The 20,389-nt window shown below is 72.2% G+C and carries 20 protein-coding genes; 12 read left to right on the top strand and 8 right to left on the bottom strand.

Features of this window, described 5'->3' with window-relative positions:
• Genes AB0J88_RS14005 through AB0J88_RS13995 form a run of 3 tightly spaced genes read right to left on the bottom strand, consistent with a single transcriptional unit; the run spans position 1 to position 2,747 of the window.
• Positions 1-1,428 (bottom strand): PrsW family intramembrane metalloprotease, encoded by a 1,428-nt coding sequence (locus AB0J88_RS14005; protein ID WP_364345073.1) that lies wholly within the window; start codon positions 1,426-1,428, stop codon positions 1-3.
• Positions 1,425-1,979: a hypothetical protein gene (locus AB0J88_RS14000; RefSeq protein WP_364345075.1), complete on the bottom strand. Its 555-nt coding sequence runs from the start codon at positions 1,977-1,979 to the stop codon at positions 1,425-1,427. Before AB0J88_RS14000 ends, AB0J88_RS14005 begins: the two co-directional genes overlap by 4 nt.
• Before the next feature lie 51 nt (positions 1,980-2,030).
• Positions 2,031-2,747 (bottom strand): DUF2470 domain-containing protein, encoded by a 717-nt coding sequence (locus tag AB0J88_RS13995; RefSeq protein ID WP_364345077.1) that lies wholly within the window; start codon positions 2,745-2,747, stop codon positions 2,031-2,033.
• Positions 2,748-2,910: 163 nt separating this feature from the next.
• Here AB0J88_RS13995 and AB0J88_RS13990 point away from each other — a divergent pair, with 163 nt between their 5' ends.
• The 4 genes from AB0J88_RS13990 to AB0J88_RS13975 all read left to right on the top strand — a co-directional run bounded on the left by AB0J88_RS13990 (position 2,911) and on the right by AB0J88_RS13975 (position 6,865).
• Positions 2,911-3,768, top strand: a complete 858-nt coding sequence (locus AB0J88_RS13990; RefSeq protein WP_364345079.1) for a trypsin-like peptidase domain-containing protein — start codon at positions 2,911-2,913, stop codon at positions 3,766-3,768.
• 108 nt (positions 3,769-3,876) lie between these two features.
• Positions 3,877-5,079 (top strand): histidine kinase, encoded by a 1,203-nt coding sequence (locus tag AB0J88_RS13985; RefSeq protein WP_364345081.1) that lies wholly within the window; start codon positions 3,877-3,879, stop codon positions 5,077-5,079.
• The gene (locus tag AB0J88_RS13980; RefSeq protein ID WP_364345083.1) at positions 5,076-5,720 is read left to right on the top strand and encodes a response regulator transcription factor; all 645 of its coding nucleotides are present in this window, start codon (positions 5,076-5,078) and stop codon (positions 5,718-5,720) included. The genes AB0J88_RS13985 and AB0J88_RS13980 overlap by 4 nt, the downstream gene beginning before the upstream one ends.
• 77 nt (positions 5,721-5,797) lie before the next feature.
• Positions 5,798-6,865, top strand: coding sequence for a hypothetical protein (locus tag AB0J88_RS13975; RefSeq protein ID WP_364345085.1), 1,068 nt, complete (start codon positions 5,798-5,800; stop codon positions 6,863-6,865).
• A 231-nt stretch (positions 6,866-7,096) separates the two neighbouring features.
• On the opposite strand, the gene AB0J88_RS13970 is transcribed toward AB0J88_RS13975, so the two are convergent.
• Positions 7,097-8,017 (bottom strand): NAD-dependent epimerase/dehydratase family protein, encoded by a 921-nt coding sequence (locus AB0J88_RS13970; protein WP_364345087.1) that lies wholly within the window; start codon positions 8,015-8,017, stop codon positions 7,097-7,099.
• A gap of 112 nt (positions 8,018-8,129) precedes the next feature.
• Here AB0J88_RS13970 and AB0J88_RS13965 point away from each other — a divergent pair, with 112 nt between their 5' ends.
• Positions 8,130-8,819: a TetR/AcrR family transcriptional regulator gene (locus tag AB0J88_RS13965; RefSeq protein ID WP_364345089.1), complete on the top strand. Its 690-nt coding sequence runs from the start codon at positions 8,130-8,132 to the stop codon at positions 8,817-8,819.
• 264 nt (positions 8,820-9,083) lie between these two features.
• On the opposite strand, the gene AB0J88_RS13960 is transcribed toward AB0J88_RS13965, so the two are convergent.
• Positions 9,084-9,578, bottom strand: coding sequence for a MarR family transcriptional regulator (locus AB0J88_RS13960; protein WP_364345091.1), 495 nt, complete (start codon positions 9,576-9,578; stop codon positions 9,084-9,086).
• A 96-nt stretch (positions 9,579-9,674) separates the two neighbouring features.
• On the opposite strand from AB0J88_RS13960, the gene AB0J88_RS13955 reads away from it, so the two are divergent.
• Positions 9,675-10,571: an ABC transporter ATP-binding protein gene (locus AB0J88_RS13955; RefSeq protein ID WP_364345093.1), complete on the top strand. Its 897-nt coding sequence runs from the start codon at positions 9,675-9,677 to the stop codon at positions 10,569-10,571.
• Positions 10,568-12,157, top strand: coding sequence for an ABC transporter permease (locus tag AB0J88_RS13950; RefSeq protein WP_364345095.1), 1,590 nt, complete (start codon positions 10,568-10,570; stop codon positions 12,155-12,157). Before AB0J88_RS13955 ends, AB0J88_RS13950 begins: the two co-directional genes overlap by 4 nt.
• A gap of 190 nt (positions 12,158-12,347) precedes the next feature.
• Here the strand turns inward: AB0J88_RS13950 and AB0J88_RS13945 are convergent, their stop codons facing one another.
• From AB0J88_RS13945 to AB0J88_RS13935, 3 genes are read right to left on the bottom strand one after another with little or no spacing between them, the layout of a single operon-like run.
• Positions 12,348-12,644, bottom strand: coding sequence for an STAS domain-containing protein (locus tag AB0J88_RS13945; RefSeq protein ID WP_364345097.1), 297 nt, complete (start codon positions 12,642-12,644; stop codon positions 12,348-12,350).
• Between the two features lie 39 nt (positions 12,645-12,683).
• Entirely contained in the window at positions 12,684-15,059 is a 2,376-nt protein-coding gene (locus tag AB0J88_RS13940; protein ID WP_364345099.1) for an FtsX-like permease family protein, read from the bottom strand.
• Positions 15,059-15,829: an ABC transporter ATP-binding protein gene (locus tag AB0J88_RS13935; protein WP_364345101.1), complete on the bottom strand. Its 771-nt coding sequence runs from the start codon at positions 15,827-15,829 to the stop codon at positions 15,059-15,061. The genes AB0J88_RS13940 and AB0J88_RS13935 overlap by 1 nt, the downstream gene beginning before the upstream one ends.
• A 109-nt stretch (positions 15,830-15,938) precedes the next feature.
• Here AB0J88_RS13935 and AB0J88_RS13930 point away from each other — a divergent pair, with 109 nt between their 5' ends.
• From AB0J88_RS13930 to AB0J88_RS13910, 5 genes are all read left to right on the top strand, one after another.
• The gene (locus tag AB0J88_RS13930; RefSeq protein WP_364345103.1) at positions 15,939-17,177 is read left to right on the top strand and encodes a sensor domain-containing protein; all 1,239 of its coding nucleotides are present in this window, start codon (positions 15,939-15,941) and stop codon (positions 17,175-17,177) included.
• Positions 17,165-17,809, top strand: coding sequence for a response regulator transcription factor (locus AB0J88_RS13925; RefSeq protein ID WP_364345105.1), 645 nt, complete (start codon positions 17,165-17,167; stop codon positions 17,807-17,809). The genes AB0J88_RS13930 and AB0J88_RS13925 overlap by 13 nt, the downstream gene beginning before the upstream one ends.
• Positions 17,810-17,894: 85 nt before the next feature.
• Positions 17,895-18,776, top strand: a complete 882-nt coding sequence (locus tag AB0J88_RS13920) for a hypothetical protein (RefSeq protein ID WP_364345107.1) — start codon at positions 17,895-17,897, stop codon at positions 18,774-18,776.
• The gene (locus tag AB0J88_RS13915) at positions 18,773-19,555 is read left to right on the top strand and encodes a hypothetical protein (RefSeq protein ID WP_364345109.1); all 783 of its coding nucleotides are present in this window, start codon (positions 18,773-18,775) and stop codon (positions 19,553-19,555) included. Before AB0J88_RS13920 ends, AB0J88_RS13915 begins: the two co-directional genes overlap by 4 nt.
• The gene (locus tag AB0J88_RS13910) at positions 19,552-20,358 is read left to right on the top strand and encodes a hypothetical protein (protein WP_364345110.1); all 807 of its coding nucleotides are present in this window, start codon (positions 19,552-19,554) and stop codon (positions 20,356-20,358) included. Before AB0J88_RS13915 ends, AB0J88_RS13910 begins: the two co-directional genes overlap by 4 nt.
• Positions 20,359-20,389 lie beyond the last annotated feature (31 nt).

The raw sequence follows: 20,389 nt of genomic DNA, 5'->3' as shown, positions 1-20,389 counted from the left end.
TCAGACGAGCGCCGCTGACCGCGCGATCACGCTCACGAGATAAGCGAGGGCGAAGACCAGGGCGAGGATCGCGGCGGTACGCAGTCGCGGGTCCGCCCGTTGCCGGCGCGACCTGGCCCGGGCCACCCCGAACACGAGGAAGCCGAGCGGCAGGATTAGGAAGATCGGGTTGATCAGCACGGCGAAAGCCAGGATGAACGAGATCATTCCGCTCGTCGTGGTCGGGTGGAGCGCGTCGGCGTCGGTGATGCCGAGCTCGTGCACGCCGTACCGTGCGCGTTGCAGCTCCGGCATCCTGGCCTGATAGCCGGCCGGGCCGTTGTCGCGCATGTCGACCGCGAGATCTGCCTGCGCGCGCTGGAGCTGGCGGACCCGCCCGTAGGCGCGCATCCCGCCGTAGACGTAGGCGTTCCACCGCGCCCGGCCCCGGCTCCGCCAGCCGCGCAGCGCGACGATCTCGTTGTGCGTGGCGATCCACGGGTTGTGCAGGCTTTCCAGCGGTCCGGCGACGCCCTCGTACTCGTCCTTGCGGAAGAAGTGCAGCAGGACCAGGAAGGTGCCGAGGATCAGCAGTCCCTTGATCAACAGTACGAGCAGCGTGCCGTAGCTGCCCGCGTAGTCCGTCAGCGAGGCGGCGGCCGGCGAGTTCCACAGGAAGTGCATGAGCCAGGCGAGGGCCAGGGCGCCCAGCGCGACGCCGATCCGATTGAACCAGGACCGTTCCCGGTGCAGCACGGCGTACGCCACGCCGGCTCCGGCGATCGCGCTGTAGACCGTGTGGCTCCACAGTCCGGCCAGCAGGCCACGCACCACGAACACCTGAAGCACCGCGGAGAGGCTGTCGTCGCCGGCCGCGGCGACCGCGTTGAGGCTGTAGGTGATGTTCTCGATCTCCTGGAAGCCCAGGCCGACGAAGGCGCCGTAGACCACGCCGTCGAGCACGCTGTTGATCTGGCGGCGGGCCAGCAGCACGATCATGACGATGCCGAGCGTCTTGAGGATCTCCTCGTCGGTCGGCCCCTCGATCGCCGCCGCCCAGTCCCGGACGAAGCCGAGCGACGTCATCTTGACCAGGATCGACTCCAGGGCGGTGTTGGCCCGCAGCGCGTTGGCGCTGGCCACGAACCCGCCCCAGATCAGCGCGGCGGCGAACAGCCAGCGCGGCTCGGGCTCCAGCCAGTCGACCGCCCGGATGATCGTCACGAACACGGCGCCGTGGATCGCGAACAGGACGACCGCGAGCACGAACGCCCCGGGTGCCTCGGCGATCGCGGGGCCGAAGGCGATGCCGAGGATCACGATGCCGGCGATGCTCAGCGCGATGAAGAACCAGACGGCCGGCCAGCGCGCCGCGGCACTCCAGGACCCGAACACCCGCCGGCTGCCCGGGGTCGGTGGTGGCGGGGTGGCCGCCTGCTCGACGCTCATGTGGTCCGGTCGATCACGACGGTGCGTACGCTGGCCTCGAGCTCGTCGCGGTGTTCGGTGACACCCGCGTCGTTGCCGTCGACCACCGCCGTGACTCCGGTGCCGTCGGACAGATAGACGGTGTACCAGCCGGTGCGGTTCTCGCCGACATACGTGGCCTGGAGCCCGGGTATGCCGCTGTTCGACGTGACGGGCTGGTCGGGCGAGATGGCCTGGATGCCGGCGACGTTCTGGACCACGCCTCGGATCCGGTCGGCGAGCTGTTGCAGCGTGCCCGGGAAGCTCTCGGCGCTCAGCCGGTAGCGGACCCCGTCGACCGCCATCGTGACCACTCCCTGGTCGGGTGAGGTCTGGTCCGAGACGACCGTGGCGTCCGGGGGCGGCACGACGCTGGCGTTGTCGGCGAACTCCAGCGGGTTGGTGCTGGACACCGTGGCGTCCGGGATCGCCCGATCGATCGCCGGCACACCGAGCGACAGGCCGAGCACGCCGGCGGCGACGACGATGCAGCCGACGAGGTTGCGTCGCCACGCTGATCCCCCGCCGCCCATCCGGACATTGTGCCGCGATCTTCGGGGAGCGTGCACCATCCGGGCGCGCTGTCAGCGCGTGGCGACGCCTCCACCGGCCAGGAGGGCGTGCATCAGGTGGGTCAGCTCGCAGACCGAGGCGACCGGGCGCTCGAAGCCGAGCCGCAGCCGGGGGCCTTGCCCGGCCGCCGAGCCGACGGTCAGCCCATACCGGTCGAGGCGCAGCGCGCGGCACTCCTGCGGCGCGGCGCGGCGGCTGACGCGCTCGACCAGGTCGGTGAGTTGGGGCAGGTGGTGGTCGTTGAGGTCGGTGAGGAGCCGGCCCTCGTCCGCGGCCAGCGGGTCCGCGTCGGCCGCGCGGAAGTCGCCCGGGTCGACGTCGATGAGCTGCCGGCCGTTGGCCATGCGCACCTCGGTCGGGACGATCCGGAACAGCACCTGGCCCCGGCCGACGTCGAGCAGGTCACCAAGCGGCCTGACCTGGGCGTACGCGTCGGCGGCGGCGCGTGCCTCCGGTCCCTCGAGCGGATGCGCTGTGCCGGTCAGCCAGAGCCGGCCGCGGGTCGGCGAGCACGGCACGGGCGGGAGGTCGTCGACGCTGAGCACCATCGGGCCGGTCGCCAGCCTGGTCGCGAGGTCCGTGCCGAGCGCGGTCAACACCAGCGGGTGGCCGTCGGCCGGCGTGGCGTGCCGGACCCTCACACGGGCGGGGTAGCCCTTGACGTGGGCTGTGCCCTCGAGCCGGCCACTGGCCAGCGTGCGCGCCACCTCTGCCGCCGTCGGCCGCATGATGCCTCCTCGGTAATGCGTTCCGATCAACTTAAGTTAGGCTCACCTAATTCTCAAGCTCCTCCGATCGGTTGACCTGGGGCGCGCCGTACGGCCGGCGACGTTCAGGAAAGTCACATAGCGGCCCCAGGTTCAGGGCAGATATGGGGAGCACGGTGGATCCATGACCGATTTGCTGAGCCGCACCGATCCCCACCACTCCTGGTCGCCGGCAGGTCCCGGCGGCCCCGGCGGGCCTGTCCCGCCCTGGACCCCTGGCCCGCCCAGCGCGCCCGGACCCCGGCGGCCGGCCGGCGGACGCTGGGTCGCCGTGGCCGCCGGCGCGCTCGTGCTCGTCCTCGGCGGCGGCGTCGCCGGTGGCGTGATCGGAGCACACACCGACGGCTCCGCCGCCCCGGCGGCCAGCGCCGCCGCGAACGCCACGAACGTGTCCAACCAGTCGGCGACCCTGGCCTCGGTCGCCGCGCGCACCTCGCCGAGCGTCGTCACGATCATGGTGCAGGTTCCGGGCGGCACCGTCGAAGGCTCCGGCGTGATCGTCGACGACCAGGGCCGGATCATCACCAACAACCACGTGGTCGCACAGGCCACCGGCGACGCGACCGTGCAACTCTCCGACGGCCGCGACCTGCCCGCGCAGATCCTGCGTACCGACCCGAGCCACGACCTCGCGCTCCTTCAGGTCGACTCGTCCGGCCTGACCCCGGCCACCCTCGGCGACAGCTCCAGCGTCCAGGTCGGCGACACCGTGCTGGCGTTCGGCAGTCCGTTGGGCCTGAGCGGCACGGTCACCTCCGGCATCGTCTCGGCCCTGGACCGCGACGCGCAGGACCTCAACCTGTCCGGCCTGATCCAGACCGACGCGCCGATCAACTCCGGCAACTCGGGTGGCCCGCTGGTCGACGCCGCCGGCCAGGTCATCGCGATCAACGTCGCCAACGCCTCGACCAGCCAGGGCGGCGGCTCGATCGGCATCGGCTTCGCGATCCCGATCGACCAGGCCCGGTCCCTGCTGAGCTGACGCCGCTGTCTCTGCGCCCATATGCGCACCACCCGTCGGTGGGGGTGGTGCGTATATGGGCGCAGAGCGCGCATGGCGCTCGTAGTCCGCTGCCGGGACAATCGGGCGGTGATCCGCGTTCTGGTTCTGGGCTCGACCTACCGGCGCGGCGTGCACCTGTTGCTCGGCGCTGTGATCGCGCTGCCGTACGTGCTGCTGACCGTCGTCTTCGTCAGCATGCTCACCAACGACGACGTGCCTTGGCTGGCCACCTGGCTCCTGGTCCTCGTCGGCGCCGTGATCGCCGCGACGCCGGCGTTCCTGCCCGGCACCCGGGCCGTCGAGATCGTCGCCGCGCGTGGCCTGCTCGGCGTCGACCTGCCCGATCCGACCGGTCCCGCCGACCGCGAGACCACCCTGCGCGGCGCCCTCTGGTTCGGCCTGCACCTGGCGTTCGGCGGCCTGGTCGGCCTCGCCCTGTTCAGCGCCTTCCCGATGGCGCTGGTCTTCGTGTTGCAGTGGTTCGAGGGCGGCGGCATCGACCGGGCGACCCTGCCGTTCCCGGGTTGGCATCCGGCCTTCCTCACCGCCGCCGGGATCGTGCTGCTGGTCCTGCTCGTCTACGCGGTGGCCGGGCTCGGCGCGCTCGCCGCACAGGTCGCACCGACGCTGCTCGGCCCGTCGCCGGCCGAGCGGATCGCCGCGCTGGAGGCCCGCGCCGACCGGCTCGTCGAGCGCACCCGCCTGGCCCGCGAGCTTCACGACTCGGTCGGCCACGCGCTGACCGTCACCACCCTGCAGGCCGCGGCCGCACAGCGGGCGCTGGACGACCCCGAGTTCGTCCGCAAGGCGCTGGTCTCGATCGAGGAGGCCGGGCGGGCCGCCATGGAGGACCTGGACCACGTGCTGGGCCTGCTTCGGGCGGCAGAGCGAGCCGACCGGCCGGCGCCACAGCGAACGCTGGCCGACGTCGACCGGGTCGTCGCCGACGTCAGCGGTGCCGGGCTGCGGGTCGCGGTGACCCGCGACGGTCCAATATCGACCGTTCCGGCGGCCGTCTCGCGCGAGGGCTACCGCATCGTTCAGGAGGCCCTGACCAACGCGGTGCGCCACGCCGGCCCCGTCCCGGTTACGGTGCACATCGCGGTCGCGGACCGGTCGCTGCGGATCGAGGTGGCCAACCCGGTCACCCGCGACGGCCCCGACGACCCGTCCGGTCGCGGGCTCGCGGGCATGCGCGAGCGGGTCGACGTGCTGGGCGGGCGGATGACGGCCGGGCGGGTCGAGGGACGGTTCACGGTCGCGGTGCGGCTGCCGACGGGAGGGTCATGACGGTCCGGGTGCTGATCGTCGACGACGACGCGCTGGTCCGGGTGGGCCTGCGCACGATCATCGACGCCGAAGCCGACCTTTCCGTGGTAGCCGAAGCGGGTGACGGTGCCGAGGTGCCGCCGTTGGTCACCCGGCACCGGCCCGACGTGGTGCTGATGGACGTGCGGATGCCCGACGTCGACGGCATCCAGGCGACGCGGCATCTGCTGACCACGGCGGCGGCGCCACCCCGGGTGATCGTCGTGACGACCTTCGAGAACGACGACTACGTGTACGACGCGCTCCGCGCGGGTGCCAGTGGTTTCCTGTTGAAGCGCGCCCGACCGGACGAGGTGGTCGACGCGATCCGGCTGGTCGCGCGGGGCGACTCGCTTTTGTTCCCGGCGGCCATCCGCCGGCTGGTCGCGGCCCGAGGCGGCCAGGCTGACCAGCGGACCGCCCGGTTGACCGCACGCGAGGCCGAGGTCCTGCGACTGATGGCGGCGGGACTGTCCAACGCGGAGATCGCCGCGCGGTTGGTCGTCGGCGCCGAGACGGTCAAGACCCACGTGGGCAATGTGCTGGCGAAGCTCGGCGCCCGCGACCGGGTCCAGGCGGTCATCACGGCGTACGAGTCGGGCTTCGTCACCCCGACAGGCTGAGCTCTCCCCCCGATGGGGGAGCGGGCTCACGCGACGCGGGGAGTTGTCGGCGCCCGCGCGGCGGGAGCGTGAGTGGCATGACGAACTCTCGATCCTTCGCTGGTCATCTGGCGGCCGCCTGGGCACTGAGCTACGGGGTGGTCGCGGCGGTCTGGGCGCTGACCGGCTCCGGCTACCCGTTCGGTGCCAACAACCCGGACGACCAACTGCACCCGCTGCGCGCGGTGCCGGTCGACATCGGTGCCGCCGTGTACGCGGTGGTCCTGCTCGGCGTCGGTGTGCTCGCGTTGGCCACCGCGGGCCGCCACCCGATCCGGCCACCTAGACCTATGCGTGCCGTGTTGCTCGGTGCGGGCTGGGCAGCCGTGGCGGCGCTGGTGGTGCTCGTGCCCAGCGCCCACATCCTGGCCGTCGCGGGCTACACGCCGATCTTGCTGATCGGGGCGCCGTTCGGCTGGCCGTCGGACATCGACTACGGCGTGATCTTCAACTGGACGACGGCCAACGAGGTGTGGGCCATCGTCGGTGGTTTGCTGGTGGCCCGAGCGCTGCTGACCTGGCAGGGCTCCGTTCGGTCGGGCCCGGTCCGCTGGGGCACGTGGGTGACCTACGTGGCGGCGGCCATCCCGGCCCTGTACGGGCTGACCCGGCTCGGCCTGGCGGTCGGCGTCGCGTTCGGGCTGGGCGAGTTCGACGACCCCGACGTCGCGCTGGCGGCGACGGGCCTGGGTGGTTTCGCGTTGGTCGGCACGTGGCTGACGATCGGACTGGTGCGCCCGTGGGGGGAGCGCTTCCCGCGCTGGATGGCCGGCCTGGCGGGCCGCCGGGTCCCGATCAAACTGGCCACGGTGCCGGCGACGGGGGTGGCGGTCGCGATAGCCGGAGCAAGCGCAAGCTTCCTGAGCGACCCCAAAGTGATAGCCGACATGACCTCGGGCGACCTGGCCGTGCTGCCGATGGCCTTCTGGCCATTGTGGAGCGCCACGCTGCTGCTCGCGACCTACGCCTACCACCGCCGCCGCACCACCCCGAGTGACGACCGGAAGCCCGAACCGTCGGCAGACCCGGCATCCGAACCCGCCCGCCATGCGAGAGCGACAGACCCCACCGGTCGAGCGACAGCGGCTCTGCACGTCAGGCGATGACGGCACCGGTCTGATGGTTGATAGTTGCCGCGCCGGCCGGTCAAGCAGGCAGCGACCGTGCCTGTTGGTCGGGCGATGGCCGTGCGTATTGGTTGGGGCCGCCGACGTGCGTCAGCCGAGCCTGGGTCATTTGGCGTGCTCGAGTGCCCAGTCCAGGGCGTAGTCGGCGATGTCCTGCCAGCCGGCGATGGCCGAGCACCGTGCCGGCGGTCGGGCGGCGCTCGGACTCCGTCATGCGGCGAGTGGCTCTCGGGACGGGATTGATTCGCGGATCGCGAGGTCGACGTCGGTGGCCGACAGTCCGAAGGTTGCCTCGGTGAGTGCGGTGTCGAGCACGAAGGGGCGTTCCCACTGGTAGCTCATCTCCACGAACTCCCGGGTCCTGCGGTCGAAGAGCCCAGCGGCTCGGACCGCCGTCTTCGGGTAGCTGCGTAGCCGGGGCAGCGAATAACCGCCGATCGCGGCGACCTTGGTGACCACCTCGCGCATGGTCATCGGCGCGGGCGAGGGCACGTGCCACGCCTGGCCCCAGGCTCGCGGGTCGCGGGCGAGCGCGATCAGCGCCCCGGCCATGTCGCCGGTGTAGGTGAAGGTGTGCGGGTTGTCGAGCGGGCCGGGCAGCCAGATCGTCTTGTTGGCGCGCAGGCCTGGCATGGCCAGCTCGATGACCGAGTAGCGCGGGCTCAGGTAATCGGAACCGCGCACCTCCGTCACGCCGCTGATGCGGCCCGCGCGGTAGGCGGCGACCGCGTCCTTCCACATCTTGACCCGGACCCGGCCCTTGACGGTCGGTGCGGCCAGCGGCATGTCCTCGGTCATCGGGCGGTCGACCGGGCCGTAGACGTAGAGGTTCCCGGTGATCGCCAGCGGTGCCCCGCTGGTCTCGGCCGCCGCCAGCATGGCCTCGGCCATCGGGGGCCAGTCGGTCGGCCACGTGTGGTACGGCGGGTTCGCGCAGTTGTAGATCGCCACCGCGTCCTTGCTGAGCCTGGTCAGCGCGGCGGCGTCACCGGCGTCCGCGGCGACCCGCTCGATGTTGGGGTGGACCGGGCCGCTGCCGCTGCGGGTGATCAGGCGGACCTGCTCACCGGCCTCGGCGAGCTGACGGGCGGTGGCGCTGCCAACGGCTCCGGCGCCGACGATGACATGCATGATCTTCCTCCATCGGGTCGATTCGGAGAGCAGTGCTCTCTGTTGAGAGCAATAGTCCACGGATCGGTGCTCTCCGTCAAGAGCAGTGCTCTCTTATGAGACACTCGTTCTCGTGAAGGCCACGTCCATGCGTGCCCGGCTGCGGGCTGAGATGACCGACGAGATCAAGGCGATCGCCCGGCGGCACCTGGCCACCGAGGGTGCGAACCTGTCGCTGCGGGCCGTCGCCCGCGACCTGGGCGTGGTCTCGTCGGCGATCTACCGCTACTTCCCGAGCCGCGACGACCTGCTGACGGCGTTGATCATGGATGCCTACACCGCTCTCGGCGACGCGGTCGCCGCCGCGGAGGGTGCGGTCGACCGCCGTGACTTCTCGGGCCGCTTCCTCGCCATCTGTCACGCCGTGCGGGAGTGGGCTTTGGCCAACCCGCACGAGTACGCGTTGATCTACGGCAGCCCGGTCCCCGGCTACGCGGCCCCGACCGAGACGGTGGCGGTGGCGACGCGCGCGGTGACCATTCTCGGCGGAGTCATCGAGGACGCCGCTCGCACCGGCCTGCTGCGCAACGACGACCCGCTGCCGCCGGTCGCCGCAGGGGAGGTCGAGCGCATCGGCGAGACAATCGCGCCGAGCGTCCCGATCGGCGCGCTGAGCCGAGCGCTAGGCAGCTGGCTGCAACTATTCGGCTTCGTCAGCTTCGAGATCTTCGGCCAGCTCAACAACGCGGTAGAACTCCCAGGCCCTCTGTTCGAACACCAAATGCGCGCCCAGGCGCGCTACATCGGCCTACCCCTGCTCTGAGCCCTGAGCCGCCGCGTCGCGGGAGCTTCCGAGCTCTTCGAGCGTTGGGATGCGCGGCGAGCCTGCGGCATCGCGGGATGCTCCTGCTTTGAGTCCTTGGCGGCCGCGTCGCGGGAGCTTCCGAGCTCTTCGAGCGTTGGGATGCGCGGCGAGCCTGCGGCATCGGGATGCTCCTGCTCGGAGTCCTTGGCCGCCGCGTCGCGGGAGCTTCCCCGTCGATCTCGTCGAGCGCAGCGATGCGCGGTGAGCCCGCGCCATCCCGGGCTACTCCTGCTCTGCGTCTTTGAGGGTTTCGCGGTGCTTCAGGTAGCGCTCCAGTAGCCCGGTCAGCTCGCTCTGGATGAACTCGTAGAAGTCGCCCATTCCCGCGATCCGTTCTCCGGCCGGCGTCTCTCGGCCTCCGGCCGCCGAGACCCCGCCCTCGGCCAGCTTGGCGATCTGTTCGAACAGGGTGCCTTTGACGATCGAGCCCATGTACCAGGCATCGTCAGGAAGTTTGTAGCGGTCCCGCCGTGAGCCCGGCACGGCCGCGCGCTCGACCAGGCCCAGATGCTGGAGGTAGCGCACCGACTGCGAGACCGCCGCCGGGCTGATCTCCAGGCCGTCGCTGAGCTCCTTGGCTGTCAACGAGCCCGCGTCCGAGGCCATGAGCTGCATGAGTACGCGGGCCGCCATCCGTGGGAAACCCCAGTCGGCATAGAGCCGTGCCATGTCCTCCACGTACTGCCGTAGGGCCGCCTCGTCCCGTTCACCAGCCATGTCGCGCACCTCCTCCAACGTACGTGATCTATCTTGACGCGCTCTTGACGCGAATCAAACTTCACAACTTTGTGAAGCAAGTGTAGCTTCAAAAACATGGAGAACGTCATTTCGGTCAATGGGCTCGTCAAGAGCTTCGGCCGGACCCGCGCACTCGACGGTCTTGACCTCGAGGTGCGCCGCGGAGAGGTGCACGGCTTCCTCGGCCCCAACGGTGCGGGCAAGTCGACCGCGATCCGCGTGCTGCTCGGCCTGCTCAAGGCCGATGGTGGCACCACGACTCTGTTCGGGGGAGACCCCTGGCGCGACGCGGTGTCGCTGCACCGCCGCCTCGCCTACGTGCCCGGCGACGTGACGCTGTGGCCGAACCTGACCGGCGGCGAGGTCATCGACCTGCTCGGCCGGCTCCGCGGCGGGCTCGACGTCAAGCGTCGTGACGAGCTGGTCGAGCGGTTCGAGCTGGACCCGCGCAAGAAGGGCCGCACCTACTCGAAGGGCAACCGCCAGAAGGTGGCCCTGATCGCCGCCCTCGCCTCCGACGCCGAGCTGCTCGTGCTCGACGAGCCCACGTCCGGGCTCGACCCGCTCATGGAATCGGTGTTCCAGAGCTGCGTCAACGACGAGCGCGGCGCCGGGCGCACGGTCCTGCTGTCGAGCCACATCCTCGCCGAGGCCGAGGCGCTGTGCGACCGGGTGAGCATCATCCGCGCCGGCCGCACCGTCGAGTCCGGCACGCTTGCCCAGCTGCGTCACCTGACCAGAACGTCGATCCACGCCGAGCTGGCCGGCAAGGCCAACGGGATCGGCTCGCTGCCCGGCGTGCACGACCTGGTCGTCGAGGGCGAGCGCGTGCGCTTCCAGGTCGACAACGCCGAGCTCGACACCGTGCTGCGCGCGCTGACCACCGTCGGGGTGCGCGGCCTCACCAGCCAGCCGCCGACGCTGGAGGAGCTGTTCCTGCGGCACTATCAGAAAGAGGAGGTGCCGGCGTGACCGGCACCTGGCACCTCTTCCGCCTCGCACTGCGCCGCGACCGCGTCGTCCTTCCCCTGTGGACGATCCTGCTGGGGCTGTTTCCCGGCCTCGTGGCGAGCAGCTTCGCCAGCCTCTATCCCGACCCCGCCGAGCTCGCCAAGTTCGCCGCGTCCATGTCCAACCCCTCACTGACCGCCGTGTACGGCCCGATCTGGTCACCGACCCTCGGCGGTATGACCTCCTGGCGGTCCAGCATCGTGCTGCTGATCGTCGCGCTGGCCACGGCGTTCACCGTCATCCGGCACACCCGCGCCGAAGAGGAGCAGGGCCGGCGCGAGCTGCTCGGCTCCACTGTGGTCGGTCGCGAGGCCGGCCTGGCCGCCGCCATGCTGGTCGCGCTGCTGGCGTCGGCGATCGTCGGTGGCCTCACGGCGCTCGGCACCGCCGCGGCCGGCGCCGACGGCATCGGCTCGGTCGCGCTCGGCCTCCAGTACTTTCTGGCCTGCCTGCTCTTCGGCGCCATCGCGGCGGTCGTCGCCCAGCTCACCCAGGGCGCTCGCACGGCACGCTGGATCTCGGGCGCGGTGCTGATCGGCTCGTTTCTGCTGCGGTTGCTCGGCGACGCCGGCGGCGAGCTGAACTCGCCCTTGTCGTGGATCTCGCCGATCGGCTTCCTCCAACGGATCCGGCCGTTCGCGGACGAGCGCTGGTGGGTCGCCGGCGTCGTGGTGCTGGTCGTCGCACTGCTCGCCGCCGTCGCGTACCAGCTGAATGCCGTGCGTGACCTCGACGCGGGTCTCATCGCGTCGCGGCCCGGACCGGCGCGGGCGTCGCGCGCCCTGCTCTCGCCACTCGGCCTGGCCTGGCGGCTGCAGCGTTCGACCTTGTTCGGCTGGCTGATCGGGTACGCGGTCCTCGGCGTCTTCCTGGGTTCCGCGACCGACGCGGCCGTCGACGCGGTCAAGGACAGCCCTGACCTGGGCGACGTGATCGGTCGGCTCGGCGGTGGCGCCTCGCTCGCCGACATGGTGATCGCCGCCGGCCTCGCCATCATCGGGATCGGTGCGGCCGGGCAGGGCGTGCAAGCGGCCCTGCGCGCCCGGAGCGAGGAGAGCGCCCTGCGCGCCGAGCCCGTCCTGGCCGCGGCGGTCGGCCGGCTGCGGTGGGTGGGTGGGCATCTTTTCTTCGCGTTCGTCGGCCCGGCGCTCGGCCTGCTGGTGGCCGGGGTGTTCCTCGGCATCGGCTACGGTGCCGCATCGGGAGAGGGGGGCGGCGCGATCGGCCGGGTGGTCGGCGCGGCCGCCGTCCAGGTGCCCGCCGTCTGGTTCACCGTGGCGATCGTGGTGCTCCTGTTCGGCCTGCTGCCCCGGCTGACCACGCTGGGCTGGGCGGTGCTCGCGTTCTTCCTGCTGCTCGGCCAGCTCGGCGCGATCCTCCAGCTCAGCCAGTGGGCACTGGACCTGTCGCCGTTCACCCACCTGCCAGCCCTGCCGGGCGGCGACCTGACCGTGACGCCGCTGGTCTGGCTGGTGGCCCTCGCGGCCGCGCTGACGGCGGCCGGCCTGGTCGGCTTCCGCCGCCGCGACCTGGCCAGCGGCGGTTAGCGACTTAGAGATCGATGCGGGGGCTCTCCGGCTGTCCGGGGAGCCCCGCATCGCGCCAGCGCACCGACCAGCACCGGCGCGGCTGCCCCGGGCGGCCGCCGGCGTGGCCGGCCGGCGCACCGCCGAGCGGCTGTGGGCGCTCGCGGAGGAGCTGACCGGGGTCCGTTAGGCCACCCTGCCGGCCTGACGGTCAACCGCCGGGGTCGTCGATCGGGACCACACCGAGCAGACCGGTCAGGGTGAGCAGGTGGCACAGCCGCTCGTCGGCACCTTCGACGCTGACCTCGCAGCCGTGCCGGCGCGCGGTCAGGCAGATCCGGGCCAGCGCCTCGACGGTCAGCATGTCGGGTTCCGCGACGGCGGTGACGCAGACGACGACCCGCACGGGACGGCCGAGCGCCGCCAACCGCTCGCACAGCCCGAGGATCTCGCCGCGCCGGATGGTGGGGCCGAGCGTCAGCACGTAGCGACCTGTCGACGGCTGCATACGCACCTCCGCCCGGGACGGCGCCGTCACCCATCGACATCATCGCGGTTGCGCACGGTGCAGCGTGCGTCGGGTGGCCAGCAACGCCGCGCCGAGCGCCAGGGCGGCGCACACCGCGACCACGACCCCGACCTCGAGCCACGGCACGATCAGCCGCACGTTGACGCCGGTCTGGCCGGCCAGCGCCGACCGGATGCCGAGCAGGGCGGGCAACGCCACGAGCGCCCCGATCGCCGTGCCGAACAGCACCACGAGCGCCGTCTCCGTGCCCACCATCCGCAGGATCTGGCGGTCGGTGGCGCCGGACAGCCGCAGCACGCGGAAGTCGCGACGCCGGTCGCCGGTGGCCATCACCAGCGTGTTGGCCACCGCGATGCTCGTGTAGCCGACCGACATCCCCACCATCACCAGCACGAAGAGCCAGACCAGCTGGTCCTCGTCGTCGTTCGCCGAGTAGTCCAGCGGGTCCTGCGCCAGCACCCCGAGACCGGCGGGCACGGCCGTCGGTGGTGCGCCACGCACGTACGCGGTCAAGGTCAACGCCGACGGGTCGTGCTGTCGCACCAGGTCCTTCGGCAGCAGCAGCGGTGTGGGGAGCGCCTCAGGTGGCAGCGATGCGGCCACCCGCATGGGCGCGACCACGCCGTCAGCGAAGGTGAGCCGCAGCGTGTCACCGACCTGCCAGCGCGGGTCGGCGACCACCACGGTGCCTGCGGCAAGCGTGCCGGCATCACCCGCCACGGGCACGGCACCGGGTGCCACGCCGAGCGCGTCGCGCGCCGTACCGGCGACGAAGACCTGGGTGGACAGTCCGGAAAGGACGGTACCCGGCAAGCGGTCGACCGCGGCGTCCGACAGGCCCGGCGTGCCGTCCGCGGTGACCACCGCGTCCACGCCCAACGTCCGGGCGTCATCGCCGCCGAAGGCTGGCGACATCGTCTTGACCATGCCGAGGATCAGCATCGCGAAGCCGACCGTCAACAGCACCGGCCCGGCCGTCGCCGCGGTCCGGCGCACGGCGGCTCCCGCGCTCTCCCGCACCACCTCCCCGGTCGCCGACCTGCGCAAGGGCAGCGTCAGCGTGCGCAGCGCCGGCGGGATGACCACCGGGGCGAACAACGTGATCGCCAGGATCAGCGCCAGGGCCGAGAAGATCGCGGTCGTCATCGCGGAACCGTCGTCGACCGCCGGGGTCAGCACGGCCAGTGCCAGTCCGGAGAGCCCGAAGAGGCCACCGAACAGCCAGCGCGGCGCGGTCATGGTGCGGTTGTCGACGCTGGCCTCGCGCAACGCCTCCAGCGGACGCACCCGAGCCGCCCGGCGGGCCGCCGCCCAGGCGCCGACCACCGCCACGACGATCCCGGTCAGCACGGCCGGTCCGACCGCGAGCAACGACGGGCTCGGCGCGAAACCGGCCGGCTCCAGCTCCGCCCGCACGAGCAGGTCACCGAACCAGGGAGCGGCGAGCACGCCCAGCGCCGCGCCGGCCGCCGCCGAGACCACCCCGACCACCAGCGCCTCGCCGAGCAGGAGCCGGCGGGTCTGGCGCGGCGTCGCGCCGATCGCCCGCAGCAACGCCAACTCCCGGCGCCGCTGGTAGGCGTTGAGCGCGGCGGTCGACGCCATCACGAAGACGGTGGCGAACGCCGCCAACAGCACCATCACGGTGATCAGCTGCGTGCCCAGCCACCGGATGCGGCTGACCGCCTCCGGCTCGAGCGCGGTGCGGGCGTCGCCGGCCACCACGGTGCCCGCGTCGCCCACGGCGGTGCGGACGGCGGCGGCCACGAGGTCCGGTGCGGCATCGGGAGCCAGGACCAGACCGATCACGCGTACGCCGGGTGCCAGCGCGACCGCCGCCGCGTCCGACACGTAGATGCCGGGACCGTCGACCGTCCCGGTCACCCGCATCTCCCGCGGACCGGTGGCGGTCAGCACGGTCGCGGTCGAGCCGGGCGCGATGCCGTAACCGGCGTCCAGCGCGACCTCGTCCGCCGCTGACGGTGCCGCGCCGGACGCCAGCCCGTACGGCGCCAGCGCGGCCGTGGACCAGCCGTGCCCGAGCGGGTCGCCGGCCTCCGGGTCACCGACCGGCCGGCCGTCGTGGACGAGTTGCGCGTAGAAGGAGCGGTCCGGCACCGCGGCCGTGACACCGGGCAAGCCGCGCAAGGAGCGAGCCAAGGCCTCGGCGCGTTCGGTGGACCAGGGCACGTACTCGACGTACGACTCAGCGTCCTCACCACCGGCCGGCGACTGCACCACCACAGCGGCCCCGGCGAGCCGGTCCGGCACGGCCGGCTGGGCCGAGACGAAAACGACCAGCGACGCGGTGAGCACCCCGACGCCGAGGGTCAGCGCGATGAACGAGCCGACGAAGCCCGTCCACCGCTCACGGACGGTCGACCACGAGAGCATCACGCCTCCAGCCGAGCCATGCGGGCCGCCACCTCGGCGGCGAACCCGGCGTCGCCCGGGGTGCCGGGGCCGGTCAGCTCGTCGACCAGGTGGCCGTCGGCGAGGAAGAGCACGCGGTCCGCGTACGCGGAGGCAAGCGGGTCGTGGGTGACCATGACGACCGTCCGGTCGTGGTCGTGCACGGCCTCCCGGAGCAGCCCCAGCACCTGTCGCGACGAGCGCAGGTCCAGCGCGCCGGTGGGTTCGTCGGCGAACACCACCGCCGGTCGGGTGACCAGCGCGCGGGCGATCGCCACCCGCTGTTGCTGCCCGCCGGACAGCTCGCTCGGCCGGTGACCGCCCCGGTCGGCCAGCCCTACGGAGGCGAGGGCGGCCGCGATGGCCTCCGGCGCGGGGCGGCGCCCGGCCAACCTCAGCGGCAACGCCACGTTCTGCGCGGCGGTCAGCGCGGACACCAGGTTGAACTCCTGGAAGACGAAGCCGATCAACTCCCGGCGCAGCGTGGTCAGGCGGTGTTCGGAGAGCCCGCCGAGCTCCGTGCCGCCCACCGAGACCGTCCCCTCCGTCGGCCGGTCGAGCCCGGCGGCGCAGTGCAGAAGCGTCGACTTGCCGGAGCCGGAGGGACCCATCACCGCCGTGAAGCTGCCGTCGCGGAAGCCGACGGAGACCCCGTCGAGGGCGGTCACCGCCGCGCCGCCGGTGCCGTACGTGCGCCGTACCGACCGCAGCGTGACCGCCTCGGACTGCCGCGCACCTGTCGTGATCGTCATGCCTCTCAGCCAACCGGCGACCGGCTCCCGGCACATGGGCGCGGAGGCGACAACCGGGGGTATACCTGGGACTACCGTCGATCCGGACACCGCCGGGTACGGTCGGCTGGTGACCGCGCGGACCGCCTTCCAGGCCGTGAGCGAACGCCCGCTGGGCTTCCTCGCGTCGTCCTGGCCGTGGCGGTCGGTGGCGTACCTGATCTCCGGTGTCCTGCTCGGCGCCGTGACCGCCGGCGTGCTGATCGGCCTGCTGCTGGCCGGCGCCCTGCTGGCCCTGGCGGTCGTCGGCCTGGTCGCGTTCCTGGCGGTCGCGCTCTCGGGCATCGCCGTCGGTCGCTTCGAGCGCTGGCGGCTGCGCCTCGTCGACCCGGACCCGCTGCCGGACCCACATCGCAGGCCAGAGCGGAAGGGCCGGATCGCCTGGGTACGCACGCGCCTGCGCGAGCCGGCCACCTGGCGCGAGCTGGGCTACACGGTGGTCTCGCTGGGCGCGCTGTGGTGGATCGACGCGCTGATGCTGGGCATCGTGCTCGGCATCCCCGTGTCGCTGATGGCCACCCCGTTCTTCCAGTCTTCGAGCGAGATCGTTCCGGGCTTCCTGTTCGTCGTGGCCGGGCTCGCGCTGCTGCCGTTCGCCGCCTACCCGGTGACGGTCTGGGCGGGGGCGCGGGCGGCGCTGGCCCGGGCCGTCCTCGCGCCCCGTGACGCCGAGCTAGGTGCGCAGCTCGTCGAGGTGGCCCGGTCGCGTGCCCGGCTGGTGGACGCGTTCGACGTCGAGCGCCGCCGGATCGAGCGTGACCTGCACGACGGCGCGCAGCAGCGGCTGGTCGCGCTGAGCATGGCGATCGGGCTGGCGCGCCTGGAGGTGGCCGACGACTCACCGGCCGCGAAGCACCTGACGGCGGCGCAGGACGAGGCGGAACGGGCACACCACGAGCTGCGCGAGCTGATCCGCGGCGTACACCCCCAGGTGTTGACCGATCGTGGCCTTCCCGCGTCGGTCACTGACCTGGCGGACCGCTCTCCGGTGCCGGTGGTCGTCGACGTCGAGCTGCCACGGCGGTTGCCGCAACCGGTCGAGGTGACGGCGCACTTCGTGGTGAGCGAGGCGCTGACGAACGTGGCCCGGCACAGCGGTGCCCTTTCGGTGTCCGTGCACGCCCGGCTGCATGTCGACACCCTGGTCCTGGAGGTACGCGACGACGGCCGCGGCGGCGCCGACCTGGCGCGGGGCACGGGCCTGGCCGGCCTGGCGGACCGGGTCGCGGTGGCGGGCGGCCGGATGCTGCTGTCGAGCCCGGCCGGTGGACCGACGCTGATCAGGGTGGAGCTGCCGTGCTCCGGATAGTCGTCGCCGAAGACGCGGTGCTGCTGCGCGAGGGCCTGATCGGCATCGTGGAACGCTTCGGCCACAGAGTGATCGCCGCGGTGGGTGACGCGGCGGCGTTGACGACGGCGGTCGCGCACGAACGACCGGACGTGGTGTTGACCGACGTGCGTATGCCGCCGGGCTTCACGGACGAGGGCCTGCGGGCGGCGGTCGAGCTGCGGGCGGCCTATGCGGGCCTACCGGTGCTGGTGCTGAGCCAGTACGTGCAACCGACGTACGCGGCGGAGCTCCTGGACAGCGGCGGCGGGCGCGGAGTGGGCTATCTGCTCAAGCACCGTGTGGGTCGGGTCGAGGAGTTCATGGACGCCCTGGTGCGGGTCGCGGCCGGCGGCGCGGCGGTCGACCCGGAGGTGGTCGCGCAGCTGCTCGGCCGGCGCCGGGACCCGCTGACGCGGCTGACACCGCGGGAGCGCGAGGTGCTCGGGTTGATGGCGGAGGGCCGCTCGAACGCGGCGATCGCGCGGGCGCTGGTGGTGTCGGAGGCGGCGGTGGCCAAGCACATCGCGAACATCCTGGTCAAACTCGACCTGCCTCCGGCCCCGGACGACCACCGCCGCGTCCGAGCGGTCCTGGCGTTCCTCGGCGGTTAGGGCGGCTCGTCCGCCATCCGGCCGATGGCTGGCCGCACTGGATCATGCGAGCATTCCCCGACTGTTGATCAACGGGGAGTTGTCGATGTCCAATCCGAAAGGCGCCGACCGGCGCGCGTTCCTCAAACGTGGCGGCGCCGTAGCCGCCGGCGCCGCGGTAACCGGCGCGGTAGTCGCGAGCCCCGCGGCGGCGGACCCGGGTGACGCCGTGATCCTCGGAGCCGGCACCTCGGCCGGCGACGCGACGACGTCGCTGCGGCCATCCGAGCCGGGCCAGCAGATGCTTGCGCTCGAGAACACCGAGGGACCGGCCCTGCGGCTGGCCCCCACCCCCGGCAGCGCGTTCCCGGCGGTCTATTCGAGTGAGCCCGGGACTGTGCTGGTCGACCAGGTGGGCGACATGTGGAATCGCTCCGCCGACGGCCAGCAGTGGGGTTGGGTCTGGTCGACGGCCTGGGCGCAGACGTCCGTCTCGATCGACCCGGTGCGGGCGCTCGACACGCGTACGGCCGAGGGACGCCAGGCGATCGTGTCGGACCGGTCGGCGCTCGACTCGGCCGGACGGTTGCGCGGCGGGCAGTCGATCGTGGTCAGCCTCGACGCGTACGTCACCGCGGGCCAGTCCGTGAAGGCCAACCTCACGGCCGTCGACACGACCGGCGGCGGTTACCTGACCGTCTGGGGAAGCGGGCCACGACCGACGGCCTCCTCGCTCAACTGGTGGGCGGCGGGTCAGGTGCTGTCGGCGTTCGTGTTCGTGCCGCTGGGTGCGAGCGGCGCGTTCCGCAGCGTCGTCGCCATCCACGCCAACACGGCCACCCACGTGCTGCTCGACGTCACGAGTTTCGTCGTCGCCCACCCGAGCCAGGTCAAGGTCGGCGACCAGCCGCCCGCACCGCCCGGTCTGGCGCTCCGCGCGGCCGCCGGCGCGCCCGAGATCCACTCGAACCAGGAGGACAGCGAATGAGCGACGGCGACCCACTCCTGGCCGGACAGGTCAACACCAGCCGCAGCACGACGATCCGCAGCGCCGGACCGGAACCGACGCTGACCCTGGACAACGACCAGGGTCCCGCGTTGCGGCTGGTGCCCAGTTCCGATTACGAGTTCACCCCCGGCCCGGGCACGCTGGCACCCAACCAGACGGGCCTCACGGTCACGCACACTGTCGGGGAGGGCAAACCGACCGCGACGACGAACATCCTGAGCAGCGGCAACGGCTATATGCCGGTAGCGACGCCACCGACTCGCGTCCTGGACACCCGCACCGCGGCCGGTCGTGCCCGGCTGATCGACGGCCGCGGCGACATCGACTCCCAGGGTCGGGCCGTCGGGGGTGCGTTCTTCGTCATCAACCTCGGTGGGCTGGTCCGCAGCGCGCAGGGCCTGTTCGCGACGGTGACCGCGACGAAGACGGCCGGCAGCGGGTACGCGACCGTGTGGGGCACCGGTGAATGGCCGGGCACCTCGACCCTCAACTGGTGGGACAAGGGCCAGGTCCTTTCCAACGGCGTTCTCAGCGAGTGCGGCTGGTACGAGGTGAACGGCACCACGTACAACGACGTCGTCGCGGTGTACGTGTCAGCCCCCGCCGGGATCGTCCTCGACGTGACCGGATTCCTCGTGCCCGACCCGCTGTACGTGGCGGCCACCGCGGCCCGTTCCGCGTCCGCGGTCAGCCCGCGCGCCGCTGCGAAGGCCACCGCCACTTCCCGCCGGCCCGAGCACAAGCTGGTGCGCCCATGACCGAGAAGAACGACGGGAGACTGGTGGACGTGGACAAGGCGACGACCCGACGTCGGCTGCTGCGAGCCGGTGCGGCGGCCGGAGCCGGAGCGGTCGCGGCCGGTGTCGTCGCGGTGGACCCCGCGCGGGCGGCGGCCGGCGAGCCGGTGCTGCTCGGCGTCGAGAACGACGCCGGCGCCAGCGGCACCACGCTCACCGGCGGCGGGGCGTTGAACGCCACGCTCGCGGTGACGAGCAAGGTGCGGATCGTGCCGACTCCGGTGGACCGGATCCCGCTCGACGCTCCCCTCGGCACGGTGGTCACCACCGATGCCGGAGACGTCATGGTCGCTGGACCCAACGGCCCGGCGTGGCTGCACACCAGCCGCTGGTCCAATGTGACCGAGGCGATTCGCCCGGTGCGGGTCCTGGACACCCGCAAGCACCAGGGTGAACTGCTCTCCGACGGATGGCAGTTCGTCGACCGCAACGGCCGGGTGGCGGGCGGCAAGACGATCATCGTCAGGCTCGACAACTATGTCCCGGATCTTTACAGCCGGGGTACGACCTCGGTCTACCTCAACCTGACCGTCACCCGGACGGTCCAGCGCGGCTACCTCACCACGCACAACCCGCTGCGGCCCCGCCCGGCGACCTCGTCGCTGAACTACTCGGGGCCGAACCAGACCCTCGCGAACCTGGTCGAGGTGATGGTCAGCATGGCCCCGACGAGCGAGCTGAACGCGTTCGCCATCTTCGTGAGCACGCCGGCCTCCGTCGTCGCCGACGTGTGTGGCCTCACGACGAGGCAGCCGCTCGACTGACGAGTATCCGCGCCGCCGGCCCGATGCGATG

Source organism: Asanoa sp. NPDC049475 (genome assembly GCF_040676915.1).
GTDB lineage: Bacteria > Actinomycetota > Actinomycetes > Mycobacteriales > Micromonosporaceae > Asanoa.
This window is presented reverse-complemented; position numbering and strand designations above follow the sequence as displayed.

Excerpts from the sequence above, each read along its gene's own strand:
- AB0J88_RS14005 (WP_364345073.1), bottom strand. The coding sequence starts at position 1,428 with ATGAGCGTCGAGCAGGCGGCCACCCCGCCACCACCGACCCCGGGCAGC.
- AB0J88_RS14000 (WP_364345075.1), bottom strand. The coding sequence starts at position 1,979 with ATGGGCGGCGGGGGATCAGCGTGGCGACGCAACCTCGTCGGCTGCATC.
- AB0J88_RS13995 (WP_364345077.1), bottom strand. The coding sequence starts at position 2,747 with ATGCGGCCGACGGCGGCAGAGGTGGCGCGCACGCTGGCCAGTGGCCGG.
- AB0J88_RS13990 (WP_364345079.1), top strand. The coding sequence starts at position 2,911 with ATGACCGATTTGCTGAGCCGCACCGATCCCCACCACTCCTGGTCGCCG.
- AB0J88_RS13980 (WP_364345083.1), top strand. The coding sequence starts at position 5,076 with ATGACGGTCCGGGTGCTGATCGTCGACGACGACGCGCTGGTCCGGGTG.
- AB0J88_RS13975 (WP_364345085.1), top strand. The coding sequence starts at position 5,798 with ATGACGAACTCTCGATCCTTCGCTGGTCATCTGGCGGCCGCCTGGGCA.
- AB0J88_RS13970 (WP_364345087.1), bottom strand. The coding sequence starts at position 8,017 with ATGCATGTCATCGTCGGCGCCGGAGCCGTTGGCAGCGCCACCGCCCGT.
- AB0J88_RS13960 (WP_364345091.1), bottom strand. The coding sequence starts at position 9,578 with ATGGCTGGTGAACGGGACGAGGCGGCCCTACGGCAGTACGTGGAGGAC.
- AB0J88_RS13955 (WP_364345093.1), top strand. The coding sequence starts at position 9,675 with ATGGAGAACGTCATTTCGGTCAATGGGCTCGTCAAGAGCTTCGGCCGG.
- AB0J88_RS13945 (WP_364345097.1), bottom strand. The coding sequence starts at position 12,644 with ATGCAGCCGTCGACAGGTCGCTACGTGCTGACGCTCGGCCCCACCATC.
- AB0J88_RS13940 (WP_364345099.1), bottom strand. The coding sequence starts at position 15,059 with ATGCTCTCGTGGTCGACCGTCCGTGAGCGGTGGACGGGCTTCGTCGGC.
- AB0J88_RS13935 (WP_364345101.1), bottom strand. The coding sequence starts at position 15,829 with ATGACGATCACGACAGGTGCGCGGCAGTCCGAGGCGGTCACGCTGCGG.
- AB0J88_RS13920 (WP_364345107.1), top strand. The coding sequence starts at position 17,895 with ATGTCCAATCCGAAAGGCGCCGACCGGCGCGCGTTCCTCAAACGTGGC.
- AB0J88_RS13915 (WP_364345109.1), top strand. The coding sequence starts at position 18,773 with ATGAGCGACGGCGACCCACTCCTGGCCGGACAGGTCAACACCAGCCGC.
- AB0J88_RS13910 (WP_364345110.1), top strand. The coding sequence starts at position 19,552 with ATGACCGAGAAGAACGACGGGAGACTGGTGGACGTGGACAAGGCGACG.